Annotated in this window: 18 protein-coding genes; 4 read left to right on the top strand and 14 right to left on the bottom strand. The window is 50.1% G+C overall.

Translation table 11 applies throughout. From position 1 onward, the window contains the following. On the bottom strand, window positions 1-930 hold the full coding sequence (locus A7975_RS05115; protein WP_082197976.1) for an NADP-dependent oxidoreductase: 930 nt from the start codon (window positions 928-930) through the stop codon (window positions 1-3). A 155-nt stretch (window positions 931-1,085) separates the two neighbouring features. On the opposite strand from A7975_RS05115, the gene A7975_RS05120 reads away from it, so the two are divergent. The 3 genes from A7975_RS05120 (at window position 1,086) to A7975_RS05130 (ending at window position 3,500) form a co-directional block, all read left to right on the top strand. Beyond that, entirely contained in the window at window positions 1,086-1,562 is a 477-nt protein-coding gene (locus A7975_RS05120) for a MarR family winged helix-turn-helix transcriptional regulator (protein ID WP_065384373.1), read from the top strand. A gap of 26 nt (window positions 1,563-1,588) precedes the next feature. Then, window positions 1,589-2,602 carry a S66 family peptidase gene (locus tag A7975_RS05125; protein WP_065384374.1) on the top strand — a complete coding sequence of 338 codons (1,014 nt, stop codon included), beginning with the start codon at window positions 1,589-1,591 and terminating at the stop codon, window positions 2,600-2,602. Between the two features lie 70 nt (window positions 2,603-2,672). Beyond that, entirely contained in the window at window positions 2,673-3,500 is an 828-nt protein-coding gene (locus A7975_RS05130) for an alpha/beta hydrolase (protein WP_255314175.1), read from the top strand. Between the two features lie 76 nt (window positions 3,501-3,576). On the opposite strand, the gene A7975_RS05135 is transcribed toward A7975_RS05130, so the two are convergent. The 3 genes from A7975_RS05135 to A7975_RS05145 all read right to left on the bottom strand — a co-directional run bounded on the left by A7975_RS05135 (window position 3,577) and on the right by A7975_RS05145 (window position 5,973). Next, window positions 3,577-4,842, bottom strand: a complete 1,266-nt coding sequence (locus A7975_RS05135; protein WP_176707667.1) for an MFS transporter — start codon at window positions 4,840-4,842, stop codon at window positions 3,577-3,579. 62 nt (window positions 4,843-4,904) lie between these two features. Next, complete coding sequence (locus tag A7975_RS05140) at window positions 4,905-5,348, bottom strand: Rrf2 family transcriptional regulator (RefSeq protein WP_065384375.1); 444 nt, start codon at window positions 5,346-5,348, stop codon at window positions 4,905-4,907. A gap of 115 nt (window positions 5,349-5,463) precedes the next feature. Continuing rightward, window positions 5,464-5,973, bottom strand: a complete 510-nt coding sequence (locus tag A7975_RS05145; RefSeq protein ID WP_053376087.1) for a hypothetical protein — start codon at window positions 5,971-5,973, stop codon at window positions 5,464-5,466. Window positions 5,974-6,187: 214 nt separating this feature from the next. On the opposite strand from A7975_RS05145, the gene A7975_RS05150 reads away from it, so the two are divergent. Continuing rightward, window positions 6,188-7,147 carry an IS30 family transposase gene (locus tag A7975_RS05150; RefSeq protein WP_065384376.1) on the top strand — a complete coding sequence of 320 codons (960 nt, stop codon included), beginning with the start codon at window positions 6,188-6,190 and terminating at the stop codon, window positions 7,145-7,147. A gap of 50 nt (window positions 7,148-7,197) precedes the next feature. On the opposite strand, the gene A7975_RS05155 is transcribed toward A7975_RS05150, so the two are convergent. The 10 genes from A7975_RS05155 to A7975_RS05200 all read right to left on the bottom strand — a co-directional run bounded on the left by A7975_RS05155 (window position 7,198) and on the right by A7975_RS05200 (window position 18,728). Continuing rightward, the gene (locus tag A7975_RS05155; RefSeq protein ID WP_065384377.1) at window positions 7,198-8,640 is read right to left on the bottom strand and encodes a bifunctional 2-methylcitrate dehydratase/aconitate hydratase; all 1,443 of its coding nucleotides are present in this window, start codon (window positions 8,638-8,640) and stop codon (window positions 7,198-7,200) included. Between the two features lie 25 nt (window positions 8,641-8,665). Beyond that, entirely contained in the window at window positions 8,666-9,787 is a 1,122-nt protein-coding gene (gene prpC / locus A7975_RS05160) for a bifunctional 2-methylcitrate synthase/citrate synthase (RefSeq protein ID WP_053376089.1), read from the bottom strand. Continuing rightward, complete coding sequence (gene prpB, locus A7975_RS05165) at window positions 9,777-10,676, bottom strand: methylisocitrate lyase (protein ID WP_065384378.1); 900 nt, start codon at window positions 10,674-10,676, stop codon at window positions 9,777-9,779. The genes prpC and prpB overlap by 11 nt, the downstream gene beginning before the upstream one ends. Before the next feature lie 30 nt (window positions 10,677-10,706). Beyond that, window positions 10,707-11,849: an acyl-CoA dehydrogenase family protein gene (locus A7975_RS05170; RefSeq protein ID WP_065384379.1), complete on the bottom strand. Its 1,143-nt coding sequence runs from the start codon at window positions 11,847-11,849 to the stop codon at window positions 10,707-10,709. A 36-nt stretch (window positions 11,850-11,885) separates the two neighbouring features. Beyond that, window positions 11,886-12,737 carry a 3-hydroxybutyryl-CoA dehydrogenase gene (locus A7975_RS05175; RefSeq protein ID WP_065384380.1) on the bottom strand — a complete coding sequence of 284 codons (852 nt, stop codon included), beginning with the start codon at window positions 12,735-12,737 and terminating at the stop codon, window positions 11,886-11,888. Between the two features lie 15 nt (window positions 12,738-12,752). Continuing rightward, window positions 12,753-13,925, bottom strand: coding sequence for an acetyl-CoA C-acetyltransferase (locus tag A7975_RS05180; protein WP_065384381.1), 1,173 nt, complete (start codon window positions 13,923-13,925; stop codon window positions 12,753-12,755). Between the two features lie 15 nt (window positions 13,926-13,940). Beyond that, on the bottom strand, window positions 13,941-15,065 hold the full coding sequence (locus A7975_RS05185) for an acyl-CoA dehydrogenase family protein (RefSeq protein ID WP_065384382.1): 1,125 nt from the start codon (window positions 15,063-15,065) through the stop codon (window positions 13,941-13,943). Between the two features lie 203 nt (window positions 15,066-15,268). After that, window positions 15,269-16,213 (bottom strand): TIGR03943 family putative permease subunit, encoded by a 945-nt coding sequence (locus A7975_RS05190; RefSeq protein ID WP_065384383.1) that lies wholly within the window; start codon window positions 16,211-16,213, stop codon window positions 15,269-15,271. Next, on the bottom strand, window positions 16,210-17,121 hold the full coding sequence (locus A7975_RS05195) for a permease (RefSeq protein ID WP_082197977.1): 912 nt from the start codon (window positions 17,119-17,121) through the stop codon (window positions 16,210-16,212). Before A7975_RS05195 ends, A7975_RS05190 begins: the two co-directional genes overlap by 4 nt. Window positions 17,122-17,156: 35 nt before the next feature. After that, entirely contained in the window at window positions 17,157-18,728 is a 1,572-nt protein-coding gene (locus tag A7975_RS05200; protein WP_065384384.1) for an ABC-F family ATP-binding cassette domain-containing protein, read from the bottom strand. Between the last annotated feature and the right edge of the window lie 17 nt (window positions 18,729-18,745).

An 18,745-nucleotide genomic window follows, 5' to 3' on the forward strand; every position in this document is an offset into this window, starting at 1 on the left:
TTAATCAGCAATATGCAGCACGATTCTTCCTCGGCCGTGGCCGATCTGGCTTCTCTCATGGGCTAGCTGTGCGTCTGTTAATGGTAAGGCTTGCTGGATAAAGGTTTGGACGCAGCCTTTATCCATTAATGCTGCGATCTCCTCTAGCTGTGCCTTGCCTGGCAAGCTTGGCCTTAATATCCTAACTCCTAATTGCTCCGCGCGATCCGGTGCCGGCTGTCCGGCAATAGAAACAAGCGTTCCTCCCTTTCGGACAACGGACCAGGAACGTGCAAGCGTATCCCCTCCCACCGTATCCAGCAGGTGATCAACTTGGCTTGCATGCTCTTCGAATCGGCTCTCCGTATAATCGATCACCTCGTTTGCCCCTAATGAACGGACAAAACCAACATTATCCGTCCCACAGGTAGCGATAATGTGGGCACCCTTCCACTTTGCGAACTGGACGGCAAACAAACCTACGCCTCCTGCAGCGCCATGAATAAGCACCCGATCCCCTGCCTTCAAGCCGCCTTCATGAATAAGAGCTTGCCAGGCGGTCGTTGCGCCGCCAGATATCGTCGCAGCCTCATCGAAGCTGAGCGAGTCTGGCTTGCGTGCAAGCGCTTCTGCCTTAGCCGTCGCATATTCCGCATAGGCTCCTGCCGTGCTTCGCCCAAACACTGCTTGCCCCTTTTGCAGCGCGGTTACGCCAGGACCTATCTCTTCAACAACGCCTGACAGAGCTGTCCCCGGGATCCAAGGAAACTTAATCGGCATCGGAAATTTTCCCGTTCGAATTTTCCAATCGACCGGCAGCACGCCTGCTGCATGTACTCGAATGAGCACTTCTCCAGCTGCAGGCACGGGACGGGGTATCTGTTCAAGCTGCAGCACTTCCGGTCCTCCGAATTGATGATATCGAATCGCTTGCATCATTTTGGCTGTCATTTGTCTCTCCTCCGTGGAACGAACTTTATTTTGCAAAACCATTTATCGTGGGCTACAATTGAAAAATACAGAGTATAAATATATTGTGTATACTCACTATATCGTTAATAAGGTGAGTATACTCAGCAATTAGGGATTCGTCAAGGAGGATTATTATGACCCCATCTAAGCGGTCTTCATCAGAAGTAATGGTTACAGCAGGCGATGTATTGCAAAGCCTGTTCAAAACGACGCATCAACTCCACCAACAGTTTGAAGCCGAGCTTATTGCGCTGCATATCCCAGCTTACCTGACTGGACCGAGACTGCGTTTTTTAATTGCCGTATCGGAATCCGCTCCTATCCGAATGAGTGATTTGGCTGCCAAAATAGGCATCAAAGCGCGTACCGTCACCCAGTTCGTCGATGCCTTGGAGCATGAAAAGCTGATCGTCCGCGTGCCCGATCCAGAGGATCGCCGCGCCACCTTTATTCAGCTAAGCGACTCCGCTCCTCCGCTGATCCAGAAAGCGCGCGCCGCCATGGGTGAAGCCGCCGAGAAGGTGCTTGCCACTTTGCCAAGCGACAGCCGCAAGCAATTGTTGGACATTTTAGACCAGCTTGAAGCGTCAAAGGCCAACGAACAGATCTGAAGAGGAAAATCGATTAGGAGGACGATATGATTAAATATCCTTTTTTAGAGGAAAGAGCAACGATTGGCGTAACCGCTCCTTCATCAGGTGTGAAAGCTGAAAGGCATGATTTAGTACAATTAGCGACAAGCAGCATGCAAGCTAAAGGGTATCAAGTCATTTGCGGTGAAACGGTTTGGACGCAGCATAAAGCCAAATCCGCCTCCGCTCCGATTCGTGCGAAAGAGCTGAATGAAATGATGCAGGATGACCAAATCCAGCTCATTATTCCGCCTTGGGGCGGCGAATTGTTAATCGAAATCGTTGAACATCTCGATTATGAGCATTTTCCCAACAAATGGATACTTGGATATTCGGATATAAGTGTATTATTGCTAGCTATTACATTAAAAACTGGCATAGCGACTGCTCATGGAACGAATTTCGTTGATCTACGAGGAGAATATTCAGATGCCACGACCGCAAGCTGGCAATCGGTTTTATCAACCAGGGCGGGTGAATCGAATATTCAGCATTCTTCGCCAAAATATCAGAAGGATTGGAATTTTGCCTCCCCTTCACCTTGCGTCTTCCAGCTAACCGAACCGACCTGCTGGGAAACTCACTCCAATGCGAATGCAAACATAAGCGGACGATTGTTGGGCGGCTGCATAGACGTTATCAGGCATTTAATCGGCACGCCATATGGCGACCTGCATTATTTTCAAAAACAAATGATCGATAACGAGCCTATTATATGGTTTCTTGAAAATTGCGAGCTGAATACAGCGGATTTGCGAAGATCAATCGTTCAGATGAAGCTCGCCGGCTGGTTTAACAACTGTTCGGGTATTCTGTTTGGGCGAAGTCCTGCAAATCAGACGTTTGAGGATTATTCGGTTGAGGATGTGTATAACGATCTCTCTGAGGAGTTGAATATCCCGATTGTTTACAACATCGATTGTGGACATGTTCCGCCGCAAATGACGTTCATCAATGGTGCTTACGCTAATGTGGGAGTGGAAAATGGCAAAGGTACGGTTACGCAATATTTTAAATGATTGGTTAATAAAGAACCTCGCAGAAAAATAGGCATATGCTGAACTATCTGATCTTGAGGGGAAATGAAAGATGTATGCCTACGAACAATATGGGATGAACTGGAATTATCCATACGTAAACACCTATCCAATTTATGAACGTCATATGCCTAACTACCCGCCTGCTCTTACCTTCGTGCTTGTTCATGGCTCATGGGCGGATGCAAGCTTCTGGGACGAGACGGCTGCGGTATTGCGGCAAATGGGCCATATCGTGTATACGCCGGAATATGCGGGACACGGCGTGCTGACCGACAAAAACGTCACTCATGGAATGATAACCAAATCCGTCGTTGATTTTATTCTCGCCCATAATCTTCAGCAGATAATTTTGGTAGGTCACAGCTTTGGCGGAACTGTCGTTCAAAAGGTAGCTGAGCAAGTTTCAAACCGCATCAAACGACTTGTATTTTGGGATGCTTTCGTACTGAATGACGGAGAATCGGCATCGGACGAAATTCCGCCAGCCGCTTTGGGCTTTTTTCAGCAGCTAAGGGACAGCTCGAAGGATGATACAATCATGCTCCCCTTCGCTTTTTTCCGCGATACCTTTGTCAATGTAGCGCCCCTCGATGTAGCACAGCTTATATACAATAAAATTACGCCAGAACCGGCAAAACCGCTATTCGAAAAGCTGGATCTCAAAAAGTTTTACAGCCTCGCCACGCCAAGAAGCTATGTTTTCTTTACTCAAGATAATGTGCTGCCTCAATACAGCAGCGAATACGGCTGGCACCCCCATATGTCCGGTCGGCTTGGTCTCTTCCGTTATATTCAAGGAAGCAGCGATCATATGTCGGCAACCAAGATGGATCCCGCCATGCTTGCGCAAAAAATATATGAAGCCGGAAGAGATTGACGGTTAACAGTAAGAGCACGGAAAAAAGGGTAAGCTGCCGGAATTGGCGTCTTACCCTTTTTTTGCGCGTAAATGATTAAGTCAGCGAAGCCGTCTTCCTTGCACCGCGAATGCGAAGCGACATCACGGCTGCAAATAAGCATAAGAAGCCAGCCAGCACGAAAGGAACGGTATAATTGCCAAGCAAATCCCGCATCATGCCTGCTCCGTAGGCAGCAATCGATGCGCCTGCCTGATGGGCAACGACGATCCAGCCGAATATCATGCCGGCCTTCTCCTTGCCGAATGTGTCGGAGGTCAGCTTAGCAGTAGGCGGCACGGTTGCGATCCAATCGAGCCCGTAGAAAACGGAGAAAATCAATAGCTGCGTATATCCCGCACCAAGCGCATAGGGCAGAAAAATAAGCGAGAGTCCGCGAAGGCCGTAATACCATAGCAGCAGCCATCTGCTGTCAAATCGATCCGTTAGCCAGCCTGACATGGTGGTGCCCACTAAATCAAACAAGCCCATAAGCGATAACAAGCCGGCAGCTATGACGATCGGAATTTGAAAGTCGCCGCATGCCGGAATAAGATGAGTGCCGATCAGCCCATTCGTGGAGAAACCGCATAAGAAAAAGGTTCCTGCCAGCAGCCAGAACGTTCCGCTCTTGCTTGCCGATATAAGGACAAGAATGGGCGATAAAAAGAGGTTGCCTACAAATGGCGCTGGCTTAACGACCGCTGTTTCACCAAGCGGCGCTCTTCCTACATCGTAAGGATGGTTCCGCATCCAAATCGCAACGACGGGAATAAGCAGCAGCAGCACGGCAACAACGGAATAGACGGAATATCGCCATCCGATATCACTGGTTATTTTTGCGATTACCGGAAGGAATAATAGTTGTCCCGTTGCTGCGCTTGCCGTAAGCAAACCTATGACAAGCCCTTTATGCTTCACGAACCAGCGGTTCGCAATGGTCACGCCAAGAACGTTGGCAAGCGCGCCTGTTCCAAGTCCAACAAACACTCCCCAAAGGAGTACAAATTGCCAAATTTGCGTAATGAGCGGCGTTAGCGACATGCTCGCCATTAACAGCACCATCGCAATAACCATTATTTTTCGAATGCCGTAACGGGCCATTAATGCGGCGGAGAATGGTCCCATCAATCCGTACAGCAGAATTCGAATCGATACCGCGCCTGAGATCGCGCTGCGGTCCCAGCCGAACTCCTTCTCAAGCGACAGCATCAATACGCTCGGTACAGAGCTGATAGCGGCGGATACAAGCAAGGTTAGAAACGCAATCGCAACGACGATCCAGCCGTAATAAAAGGTTGAAGCAGGACGTTCTTTTATCATGATGTCACCTCTCTTCTCTTCAAATGTAACTGACTTGGTTGTATTTGAACCCACAAAAAATCTTACTCTTTTGCAGCGTGTTCAAGCGTCTCGGCTACAAGCGTAGCTAACGTTGTTTTCGCGAGATCATGACGAAACGCCGCTTCTGCAGATTCATAATATTTATACAAGGCGGGTTGTATGCCTCTGCCGATCGGACATGCGCGATTAGGCTCGCTATGATGCAGTCCGTTTAAGGGCTTCTCCTCTACTGCATCATATACATCGAGCAGCGTAATATCCTCTGCCGATTTTGCGAGTATCCAGCCGCCATTGACACCACCGCGACGCACCTCTACTAAACCAGCTTTATTCAAAGCGCTCAATATACGGCGAATAAACACGGCGTGCGTGTTCACGCTCCGCGCGATCAGCTCCGAAGAAATATAGGGCTGGCTCTTATCATGCTCCATTTCAATTCGCGATAAAATATGCAGCGCTATCGTAAAATGGCTGTTTGATCCCATATCCTCACCTCTCAATGTAACTATATTAGTTTCAATGAACTCGGATGTCAATTGATATTTGCATGTAGAATTTATAAAATAAAAAAAAGCCGCGTTTCCGCGACTTTGCTTGTGTTTATGGGACGTACTGCTGTACGATCTGAACGATTTCCCCGTCCTTAACGGTCAGATGATACGGAAAGCTCTTCATGTTAAGATCATCTTCCGTATCTAATAGCTGAGCGAATTTTTCAACGGTAATCGGTTCATTCCAGACGATATCCGCTTCATTCACATTGCCTGTACGGTTATAAATTTGCATAAGTACTTTGGCATCGTCAGCGATTGGCAAGTCATGAAGGGTTTCATCATCATTGACGATATAATAGCCATCCGGCGGGCCATCAAGGCCTGAATCCCCTTCAAGCTCCAAAAATTTATCAATGGCTTGCTGACCTTCAAACCAATCGATTTGATCAATGGACAACACGTAATGATTATTTTGCTTATGGACGCTTTCGATGTAGCCCGTTTGCATGTTCGGCGTTTGCTCTACCGGTGTATATTCACGGCCTCCCGTCGGCGCAAAGCTAAAGGCCGTGAGACAAGCTATCGCAGCAACAGCGATTAATGTATATTTTTTCATAGCGCAGACGCTCCTTCTATATGGTGTATATTTTTATTCGGCTTACTTATAGAATATAACGTTTGCGGGGGGCAATAAGTTACAGAAAAGCTACAAAAATTTTTAAATGACGAATTGTAATATGAAGTGCGACACCTAGAAAAACAAAAGGCCCATGCAGGCTTCGTGTAAAATGGAAGTTACCACACCACCATTTTGTACAGGAGAAACCAACATGAGCTACTCCCATCTTAACATAATTGAACGAGGACAACTAGAAGCGCTGCATCGATTGGGCTGGTCATGCCGCAAGATTGGGCATGAGCTAGGTCGACATCCTTCTACTATCGCACGAGAACTGGCACGTAGCGGCAGTAAGAAGAACGGGACTTATGCGGCTAGCTCTGCCCAAGAAGCGTCCCATGAGCGGAGAGCTTCTAGCGTGCCTGTCGGTAAATATACCAAGGTACTTGCTGAAGAACTCAAACTGAAGCTGCATGAGACCTGGTCCCCTGAGCAGATCGCCGAGAAGCGTCGTACCGAAGGGAAACCTTTCGTGTGCTTCAAGACGATCTACAGATGGCTATACGGGGGGCGCCTCGCAGCGGGAGCCAACGTACTACGACATAAGGGCAAGCGTCAAAAGCCGATGGAAACACGTGGTCGCTTCCTCGTCGGTACGCCGATCAGCAAGCGACCGAAAGAAGTCCGTAAGCGTACGACGTTCGGTCATTGGGAGCTTGATACCGTGGTTTCCAGCCGTGGCAAAAGCAAGGCCTGCGCCGCTACCTTCATCGAACGAAAGACGCGACTGTACATTGCACTGAAGATGCCTGATCGAACGGCCCACTCGATGGAGGTCGCCTTCGGTGTCGTGCTCAGCCAATACCCACACGGCACTTGCCAGACGGCGACAACTGATCGTGGCAAAGAGTTTGCCTGCTACGCGAGCCTAGAAGCTGTGTATAACGTGAAGGTCTACTTCGCCGATCCCTATTCTTCTTGGCAGAGAGGCTCTAACGAGAACGCAAACGGTCTCCTTCGGGAATTCTTCCCTAAAGGGCATGACTTCGCTTCCGTTACCGATGACCAACTCGCCGATGCAATTCGTTTGATTAACAACCGCCCTCGTAAATGTCTCGGGTGGAGGTCGGCTCACGAAGCCTTCATGGAAGAGGTGTCGCACTTAGCTTGACAATTCGTCAAATATAAAAAGAAAAACCTGCGCTTCACGCAGGCATTCGCTTATATGACAAAAAGGTCCACAAACTGATGCACGGGAGTCGATTCCAACGTCTGCTGGTCACCGCATTGCTCGATGATTCGCTGGATTTGCTTGGCGGGAAAACAGGTTCTCAGATTGGATTCGAATTTACGCTGAAGAAGCGGGATCGCTTCCGTGCGCCTGCGCCGATGGCCGATCGGGTACTCGACTTCTTTCTTCTCTGACGTCGTTCCATCCGTAAAATAAACCTGGATCGCGTTTGCGATCGAGCGTTTGTTAGGATCTAGATAATCCTGCGAATAGGCCGGCTCCTCGGCGGTAACCATTTTCAGGCGAAGCTCATCGATACGCGGGTCTTGCGCAGCCTCATCTTCATAATGATCTGCTGTCAAATTTCCGAACAGCAGGCCGATGGCCACCATGTACTGCAGACAATGGTCGCGATCCGCCGGATTGTGGAGCGTCCCCGTCTTATCAATAATGCGCAAGGCGGATTCATGCGTTGTGAGGACGATTTTATCTATTTCATGCAGTCTATCTTTGACGAACGGGTGCAGCTGCATGGCACATTCGACGGCTGTTTGCCCATGAAATTCTGCAGGATATGCGATTTTGAACAATACATTCTCCATTACGTACGAATCAAAGCCGCGATTGATGGCAAAGGAGTTTCCTTTATAGAGCACATCATAGAACCCCCACCCCGGCGCACTCAGCGCGGAAGGATAACCCATTTCGCCCTGCACCGCCATAAGCGCAAGCCGAACGGCGCGGCTTGTCGCGTCGCCTGCTGCCCATGATTTGCGACTCCCCGTATTTGGGGAATGCCGGTAGGTGCGCAGCGAATGGCCGTCTAGCCATGCCTGCGATACGGCTGCGATAATCTCTTCCTGCGTTCCTCCGAGCAAAGCCGTCACGACTGCCGTCGAGGCGACTTTTACGAGAATGACATGATCGAGCCCTACCCGGTTAAAGCTGTTTTCAAGGGCGAGGACGCCTTGAATTTCATGGGCTTTGATCATGGCAGTCAGTACGTCGCGCATCGTTAAAGGCGCTTTTCCTTCCGCGATGTTATTTCTGCTTATATAATCTGCAACAGCAAGGATGCCGCCTAAATTATCGGAAGGGTGTCCCCATTCGGCTGCCAGCCAAGTATCGTTATAGTCAAGCCACCGAATCATGCAGCCGATATTAAAGGCGGCAGTAATTGGATCGAGCTGATAGGCGGTGCCGGGTACGCGTGCCCCGTTTGGCACATACGTTCCTTTAACGGTAGGCCCTAGCAGCTTCGTGCATTCCGGATAACGGAGCGCGAGCAGTCCGCAGCCGAGCGTGTCCATAAGGCAATGCCGCGCCGTTTGGTACGCCTCTTCGCTATTGATTGTATGATTAGCAGCATACATAGCGATTTCAACTAGCACTTGATCGGGCTCGGGTCTGTTATTGCTGGTTGGCGTGGTCATATGAAGCTCCTCCTCCCCGTTTTTCTTAGGATCGTTGCTCGAATGGAAGCCAAGGCGCAGGCTCGGGTCCGATATAATCCGCATTTGGACGAATGAGCCGGTTGTTGGCACGCTGCTCGGTAATATGCGCAGACCAGCCGCTCAGCCGAGAAATAACAAAGATTGGGGTGAAGAGCGCTGTTGGAATGCCCATTAGCCGGTATGCGGATGCGCTATAGAAATCAAGGTTCGGAAAGAGCTTTTTCTCCTTCCACATGATCTGTTCAATTCGCTCAGAGACATGATAAAGCGTCATATCGCCATCGTTCTCAGAAAGCTTTCTCGACCATGCCTTAATCAAATCCGATCTTGGATCAGAGACCGAATATACGCGGTGGCCAAAGCCCATAATCAATTTTTTGTCCTTCAGCAATTGCTTAACGCCGTTTTCCGCATCACCCGGGCTCGTATATTGCTCGATTAATGCCATTGCCGCTTCATTTGCGCCGCCGTGCAGATTTCCGCGCAGCGTCCCGATTCCGGTCGTTACGGCAGAGTATATATCGGACAAAGTAGAGGTCGTCACGCGCGCTGCGAATGTGGATGCGTTAAACTCATGCTCCGCATACAAGATGAGAGAAACATCCAAAGCCTTCTCATGAAGCTCGCTTGGCTTGTTACCATGCAGCAGCTGGAGAAAATGCCCGGCAATGCTGTCATTATCCGTAGCCGTATCGATCCGGCTGCCATCTCTGCTGTAATGATGCCAGTACAGCAGGATGGAAGCGCAGCTTGCGATTAGTCTGTCGGCGATATCGAATTGATTATTAGAATCGGACTCCGGTTCAAAGGCGGCAAGCGCGGAAATACCGGTACGAAGAACATCCATCGGATGCGTGCTCCCAGGCAGCTGCTCCAAGATCGTGAGCAAGCTTTGGGGCAGCTTGCGCAGATGAAGCAGCTTGTGCTTATACTGCCTCAATTCCGTCTCATTCGGGAGTTTGGCGTATAGGAGCAAATAGGCGGTTTCCTCAAAGGAACCTTTTCCTGCGAGATCACCGATCGAATACCCGCGATAAGTAAGCCCCTTTCCCTCCTTGCCGACGGTTGAAATCGCGGTTTGTCCAGCAATGACCTCGGCGAGGCCGCCCGGTTTTTTAGTCGCCATCGCTTGTCTCCTCCTCCCGTCTGCCATACAGCTGATCAAGCTTTTTCTCGAAGCTGAAATAGTCTAGGTAATCATAAAGCTCTGCACGCGTCTGCATATGGCTAATGACATTTTTTTGCGTGCCTTCCTGCCGGATCGTCTCATATACGAGCTTAGCCGCGGCACTCATTGCACGAAAGGCTGATAATGGGTAAAGAGCCAGACTTACGCCGGACTTAGCCAGCTCATCGACTGTGAACAGCGGCGTTTGGCCAAATTCGGTAATGTTGGCCAGTATTGGCACCTTAACCGCATCGGCGAACGCCTGATAGTCTTCAAGCTTAGTGACAGCCTCCGGGAAAATCATATCCGCCCCGGCTTCGACGCAAGCGCACGCCCGATCTATCGCCGACTGTAAGCCTTCATTGGCAAGCGCATCCGTACGCGCCATAATGACAAACTGTTCATCCGCTCTTGCGTCTGCCGCTGCTTTAATGCGATCAACCATTTCCGCTTTGCTAACGATGGATTTATTAGGCCGGTGCCCGCATCGTTTAGCCGAAATTTGATCCTCGATATGAACGCCGGCGGCGCCTGCGCGATTCATTTCCTTAATCGTGCGGGCGATTTGGAACGCTCCGCCAAAGCCTGTGTCCGCATCAACGAGCAGCGGTAGCTCGGTCGCGCCCGTAATTCTTCTTACTTCCTCCAAACCATCCTGCAGCGACGTAATGCCGAGATCAGGCAGCCCAAATGAGGCGTTAGCGACGCCTGCGCCAGATAAATATAAGGCTCGAAATCCGGCCCGTTCCGCCAATAGAGCTGAATAGGCATGTATCGTACCCGCGACTTGCAGAGGTTTTTCGACGTTAAGCGCCTCGCGAAGACGCTGCCCGGGAGATAGACCCATTTCGCCACCGCCTTTTCGATAAGAAGTCGTCTATTTAAGCAATTGGCTGCTGATTACGATTCTATGAATCTCATTCGTTCCTTCGTAAATTTGAGTAACCTTCGCATCGCGAAAAAAACGTTCCACGGATTGCTCTTTCATGCAGCCCTCTGCTCCCAGCATTTGCACCGCCGCGCTAGTGACCGCAACGGCTGTGTCGGAGGCGAACATTTTGGCGATAGAAGCATTCTTCGTGCAAGGCAGCCCTTCCTGACGCAAATAAGCGGCATGATAGACGAGTAAACGAGCCGCTTCCACCTGTGCGGTCAAATCGGCTAGTCTAGCATGCCGATTCTGAAGCTTATCAAATGCTTTAGCCTCGCCCGTAACATATGGATTAAATCGGCGATTCAGCACCTCGAGCGCGGCTTGCGCAATCCCGAGCGCTTGCGCCCCGATACCGATTCTGCCGCCATCAAGCGAGCCTTTGGCAATCGCAAACCCGTTTCCTTCCTCGCCAAGGCGCTGCGAGACCGGCACTTTCAACTGATCAAATATCAATTCGCAGGTGTTAGAGCCATGCAGCCCCATCTTCTTTTCTTTTTTGCCGACCGTAAGTCCAGGCGCGTCGCTCTCTATAATAAATGCGGTAATGCCGCGAGCTCCCTTGGAAGAGTCGGTAACCGCGAAGGTGACATAGACGTCTGCTGCTCCCGCATTTGTAATAAACAGCTTCGTCCCGTTCAAAATATAATGATCACCGTCTCGCACGGCCGATGTTCGGATGGATGAGGCATCTGAGCCAGCATGAGGCTCGGTTAATGCAAATGCCCCTAAGCTATCGCCAGCCGCAAGGCTGCGCACATATTTTTCAACTTGCTCCTGTGTGCCATATTGATAAATCGGAAAGGTGCCGACTGAAGTATGCACGGACAAAATGACGCCAACCGCCGCGCTCACCTTAGCTATTTCATTAATCGCAATGATGTAGGATACAAAGTCCGCGCCAGCGCCGCTCCACTGCTTCGGAATCGGAATGCCCATTAATCCTGCGGCAGCCATCTTGCGAATCAATGAGCCGGGAAATTTGTCGCTTTGTTCCATGATCGGTACGGCTGGGGCAATTTCTGTCTCAGCAAATTGTTGGACCGCTCTCCGAAGCTCTGCTTGTTCCTGTGTATACCGGAGCTCCACTTCCTTGCCCCCTCTCGGTAAAACCGTTCCCCGCCTTTAATCGTAATTGTAAAATCCACGTTTCGTCTTGCATCCCAGCCATCCGGCCTGCACATATTTGCGCAGCAAAGGACACGGCCTATACTTTGAATCGCCAAACCCCTGATGCAGCGTCTCCATAATAGCTAAGCAAGTATCGAGTCCAATAAAATCAGCCAGCGTAAGCGGCCCCATCGGATGGTTCATGCCAAGACGCATGACTTGGTCCACCGCTTCCGGCTCTGCCACTCCCTCATACACGGTGTAAATCGCTTCATTAATCATCGGCATTAAGATGCGGTTGGAGACGAAGCCTGGAAAGTCATGCACCTCAACCGGCGTTTTGCCCAGTATATGCGTCAAAGCTTTAATTTTCTCGAACGTTTCGTCCGATGTCGCAAGCCCTCGAATAATCTCAACAAGCGGCATCACGGTAACAGGGTTCATGAAATGCATGCCGATAACGAGCTGCGGCCGCTTCGTTGAGGCTGCAATATCGGTGATGGATAAGGATGAGGTATTCGTCGCCAAAATCGTATCCGGACCGCAGATCTGGTCCAGCTGCTTAAACAAAACCTTCTTCGTCTCCATTCGCTCCGGTGCTGCTTCAATGACAAGCTCCGCATTCGAAGCGCCAGCAAGATCCACTGAGCATTCCAAATTGCCAAGCAGCTTCAATCGCTCCTCATCGTTCATTTTCCCTTTTGCGACTAAGCGGGACACTGCCGAGTTGATGGAAGCTACACCTCGCGCAACGGCATCCGTCTCGATGTCGTAAAGCGTCACCAGATGGCCGCTTCGGGCAAGCGTCTGAGCGATGCCGCTTCCCATTTGCCCAGCTCCAATTACAGTAACCTTGCGAAAAGTCATCGTATCACCTCTTCTTCAGCCGTCCACCTGAATCAGTACTGCATCTCCCTGCGCGCCGCCGCTGCAAATGGCGGCAATGCCGAGTCCGCCGCCCCGGCGCTTCAATTCGTGAATGAGCGTAAGCACAATTCTGGCGCCGCTTGCCCCAATCGGATGGCCGAGTGCAACTGCCCCGCCGTTTACATTGACCTTCTCCTCATCCCAGCCGAGTATTTTGCCGCAAGTCAGTATGACGGAGGCAAAAGCTTCATTTACCTCAAATAAATCGATGTCCGGCAGCGAAAGACCCGTTTTCCGCAAAAGCTTCTGTATAGCAATCGCGGGGGCGGTCGCTAAGTACGGAGCCTCGGTTGCAATCGCGGCATGAGCGATGATTTTGGCAAGCCGTTGATACCCGCCTTGCAGCGCCGCCTCGTCAGACATCAATACGAATGTAGCAGCTCCATCATTTAAGCCGGGCGCGTTGCCTGCGGTGATCGTACCCGTTGGACCGTGCAGAGGCTTAAGCTGAGCCAGCTTGTTGCTACTTGTATCGGCGCGCGGGCTTTCATCCATGCTGATAATAGCGCTTGCAGTAGTTGAATAAGGAATGATTTCCTCCTCGAACAAATGATTTGAAATCGCTGAGCACGCGCGCATATGGCTTCTCAAAGCCCATTCGTCCTGCTCCGACCGGCTTATGCCAAATTCTGCTGCAACCCGGTTTGCATGAACCGCCATTTGTACATCGTCAAACGGACAGAGCAAGCCATCATAGATCAAAAGGTCGGTCAGCTCGGTATGTCCAAGCCTGCTTCCCCATCTCGCTTTCTGGATCGCGAATGGAGCATGGCTCATGCTCTCCATTCCGCCAGCCACAATCGTATCGGCCTCTCCCGCACGTATCATTTGATCCGCCAAGGTGATGGCACGAAGTCCAGAGGCGCATACTTTGTTGATCGTTTCCGAGGGTACGCTCCAATCGAGGCCCGCCAGCCTTGCGGCTTGTCGCGCCGGGTTTTGCCCGCAGCCTGCTTGGAGAACCATCCCCATGATGACGCCATCGACCTGATCAGCTGTGATTCCGCTATTTTCGATAGCTCCCTTTATTGAAGCTGCTCCCAGCTGGACGGCTTTCACGTCCTTGAACATGCCGCCGAACTTGCCAAATGCCGTTCTTCTCCCGCCGACAATGAACGTTTGACGCATGGTGGAACCGCCTCCTTATTCCGTCAGCATGCGGTAAAACAAATCGGTCTCCATCCCACCGGTTCCGACTTCGGTTTCCAAACATTTGGCATCCCTTAAGTAACGCTCCATCCGGTATTCGTGCATATAGCCGTAACCGCCAAAAATTTGAATCGCCTCAATTGCTGCTGCGACTGCCGTGTCTGCCGCAAATCTACGGGCAAGCGCCGCTTCCCTTCCGCAGCTTAAGCCCTCGTCCATGCGCCATGCTGCCTGATAGGTGAGCAGCCGTGCAGCTTCGGTTTTGGCGGACATATCCGCCAGCTTGAATGAAATGCCCTGCTGTTTTCCGATCAACAATCCGAATTGCTTGCGCTCCTTGGCATAAGCAGCAGCAGCCTCAAGCGCCCCTTGAGCGATCCCTACAGCTTGCGCAGCCGCGCTAATATGGCTTATATCGATTAAGGATGTTGCTATTTCTTGTCCTTGCCCAAGGTGTCCTATTCGATGGTTTGCCGTAACGATACAATGCTCAAATGTAACTTCCGCGGTCATAAAGGAGCGCAAGCCAAGCTTGCTCACTTTATTGCCTACAATGAAGCCGGACGTGCCGCTCTCGACTAGAAACACACTATAATCGTTTTTCCTTTTTCCCGATCCGGTTTGGGCATAGACCACGCAGTGATCTGCAGCCTCCGCTTGCAGAACTAAGGAATGTCCGCCGTTCAGCTCCCAGTCCAGCCCGGTTTTGTGAGCTCTTATGCTGTTGTTTCCTTGCTTACTCAGAGGCGCGCATGCTCCAAGCCTAGAACCGCTCGCAAGCTCTTTAAGAAATAACGAATGGGTTTCCTTGCTGCCGAATTTATATAGGGGCCACGCCGCATAAACGGTATGTGCAGCTAATGAAGCGGAAGTCGATGCGCACACCCGGGAAAGCTCTTCTAGTACAACGGCATACGTCAACCAATCGCTCCCGGCGCCGCCGCTGCTTTCATCGATTGGAATAGCTGTTAATCCGAGTTCCGCTACCCGATTAAACAGCTTCCTTTCAAATTGTTCTAGCTCATCCCGTTCGCCTGCTCGCCTTGTTACCTCGCTTTCTGCAAATTCCCTGATGACCGATCTTGTCAGCTCCAGCTCCTCGGATATACAAAATTGCATCACCCTCCCTCCCCTTCTCTTGGCAGGTCAAGCATGGTGGACAAAGTTCGACGGTATACGCGGTTACCGTAGTATATGAAGGCGACTGTCTTAAAAATGACTTTCCAAACAAGGTTTAAATAAGCTTAAAATGTAAAATAAAACCATATAGGCACACAAAAAAACCAGCCTATGCAGGCTGGCTTATTCATGTCTTTTCCTATTTAAGTTGTGCGATAAACGTAAGGGTCCTTTGGTTCCTCAATGGACTTCCAATCGGTTACCTTTAATACCGGTATCGTTTGTTTAAAAGGCTGGTAAAGCTCCCAGGTTAGCTTGCCTGTTACATGCACCCAATCATCGTCCTTGATTTGCGTATTTTTTGGAAACTCAACCAGCATCCCGAATACGCCTGAATCCGCAACGCAATGAATGAAGCCGAACCGAAAAATAAAATAATGATTCCCGTCTACCTGCTGTCCTTTATAAGCAAATCCATCAAATCCGATCGTTTTGTCCATAAAGTCCTCCGGTGCATTGTAGATGACCTCCATCCCTTTCAAATAATCCGAATCGGATAGAATGACGGAAGGACGGTCGATAAATTGTGCCAGCTCCTTATTTTTTACGTTGATATAATCGTCCTTGCGATAAAAGACGCTTGAGTCGGGCTTTAGAAATTGATGGGCGCCAACGTTTTTCTCTATGTTTTCCTCAAAGCTCGGGAAGGAAAAGCCCTTTGCTTTTACGAAGCTTGAATCTAGCGCAGCTGCCGGCAGGAAAAGGCCCGTAAAGATCGGCACGAATAAGATGAGATAGCTGAAAAACCGTTTGAGCCTCGTATCATTGCCATGCGAGTGGCCATGATCATGAGCGTGCCCATGCTGATGATTGTGATCATGGTGAGCGAGTTCATGCGCATGCGAGTCATGCTCCATATGATCATCGTGACGGCATTCCTTCTCAGGTGCGGCTGCCTGCTTCTTCTCTTCGGCAATTTGCTGGCGTGAGACGCGCACAAATTCAAAAATGCTTAACAGTCCCATAATGACAACGGCGCTAATCGATAGGTAGGCATATTTCATGTTGATATACTTATTGATATCTCCGGTATAATGCAGCATGAAAAACATGAAAGAAAATCCGAATAATATAAAAAATCGAATCATCCGAATAACCTCCCTACGATTAACGAGCCGGCGAGCGTAAAGAGCGCTACGAGCGCGATTAACGCTACAACAAACTTAGTGCGGTATGTCCCGAGAAGCATCAGCGTATTTTTAATATCGATCATTGGCCCAAATACGAGAAATGCAGATAGTGACCCTACCGTAAATGTGCTTCTGAAGGAAGCCGCAATAAAAGCATCCGCCTCCGAGCAAAGCGAAATGATAAAGGCAAGAGCAATCATGACCAGCGATGAAGTAACCGGATTGCTGCCTAGATGCAGCAAATAGGAAGTTGGCACGAATGTCTGCATGCATGCGGCGATGAAAGCTCCGAGCACCAAATATTTTCCGACGGAGAAAAACTCTTCGATGGCATGAACGACAACCTCATAAAGCCTCTTGCCTAGCGGCATGCGAGCGCCGAGCGCCATTTCCGTCCCCTGCTCGATAGCTGCTGCAGCTTGGCCGTCCTGCACGCGAAATGGAAGCTGCTTGAACATAAAGGAGAGAACGATCGAAACGGTGAAGGCTACGACGATCGATAAGCCTGCGCGAATGCCGACCATCTGCCAATCATTCCCGAAGGCAATGTAGGTAGAGAACAACACGATTGGGTTGATGATCGGTCCGGTCAGCATAAAGGCAATGCCGGCATGCAAGGGCATCCCCTTATTGATTAATCGTTTGGTAATGGGCACGATCCCGCACTCGCAGGAAGGGAAGAAAATGCCGATTCCACAGCCCAATATTGTAGCCAGATATCGATTACGCGGCATGATACGAGCAATCCATTGCTCTTTCAAGAACGTTTGAATAAATCCGGAAATAAGGACGCCGACTAAGACGAAAGGAATAGCTTCCATCACCATGCTGATAAAGATCGTATTTAATTGATAAAAAGTCGTCAAGCATCCTCATCTCCATTGCTCATGCTTCAACCTAGTTATACATTTTGCTGCGAGATCGTGCCGCCTTGCTCAAAGGTAAGGAGCTTGGTCGCTATTTTATCGATAAAGAAGCGATCGTGGCTTACGGTGACCACGGCCCCCGGAAAATGAATCAATGCCTGCTCCATTACCTGGATGCTAGTCAGATCGAGATGGTTAGTCGGCTCGTCCAGCACGATAATCTCAGCTCCCGAGAGCAGGCATTTCGCTAATGCGACCCGCGCTTGCTGACCGCCCGACAGATTTCCGATGACTTTATGAAGATCAGCCTCCGAGAACTGGAGCATCGACAAAAATTTATTTACTTTTTTTCGCGGAGCGTCAAGGCCAAGGCCATAGACGTTAACGGCATGGCTGACGGTATCCTTCTGATCCAGCTCGTCCCACATCCGGTTGAAAAAAGCAAAATTGACGCCCTTGCTAAAGCGTACTGCGCCTGAATCCGCAGGCTCTTGGCCCGTGAACACCTTGATTAAAGTGGATTTCCCGCTGCCGTTGGAGCCGATAATGGCGATGCGGTCCTCCTTCTGAATATCAAAGCTGACATTTTGAAATATCCCGCGATCTCCATAGCTCTTGCTGATCGCTTCCACTTGGCATAGCTGGTCAGGGAAACGCAAATTTTCATAAATATCGGTAATGAGAACATTTACCGGATGGGGCTCCACTCGCTTCTTCATATCAGCCAGCTTGCGCGAGAGACGATCCTTGGACGATTTCCTCTGCGACTTGTTGTCGATCTCCTCCGCTTCCATGAGCAGAAGCTCTTCCTCCCATTCAAACTGCCGGTCAAGCTCTTTCTTGCGCAGCTTTTTCTTGCGAATATAATCGGTATAATTTCCTTCATACTCTTGGAAACGATAGTTTTCGATTTCAATGGTGCGGGTAACCACCCGGTCGATAAACTGCCGATCATGAGAAATAAGCACCATCGTGCCGTTAAAGCGATGCAGCCATTGCTCCAGCCACGTCAGCCCTTCAATGTCCAAAAAGTTTGTTGGCTCATCGAGCAAAACGACATCCGGCAGCTCAATCAGCATTTTGGCTAATGCGGCTCGGTTGCGCCAGCCCCCGGATAGCTGGTCAACTGGCTGCTTCCGCGAATGCTCGTCGAATCCAAGCTTAGTCAGCACCGTATCGATCTCGATCGCAGCGTTCCACCCATCATGATGCTCCATTTGCTCAAACAGCTCCGCTTGGCGATCAAGAAGACGTGTCATTTCACCATCGTCGTCTACGGCGCCAAGTTTCTCTCCGATCTCAGCCAGCTCACGTTCAATGCTCCAAATATGCTCATAGCACTGCTCTACCTCCTGCTGGACAGATCGATTGCCGCTTAGCTCTGAGAATTGGGAGAAATAGCTCACTTTGACCTGAGGATCTACTTCCACTTTTCCCGCCGTAGGTTCTACCCTGCCCAGAATAAGCTTAAAAACAGTCGATTTTCCTGCTCCGTTCCTACCGATGAGTCCGATCCGTTCCCCTTTGCTTATACGAAAATAAATATCGCGAAAAATAAGAGTATCCTCATATTTTTTCGTTACGTTTTCGAGTCGAATCACGCTCATGCCTATCACCTCTGTAT

The organism is Bacillus sp. FJAT-26390, from assembly GCF_001682865.1.
GTDB lineage: Bacteria > Bacillota > Bacilli > Paenibacillales > Paenibacillaceae > Pristimantibacillus.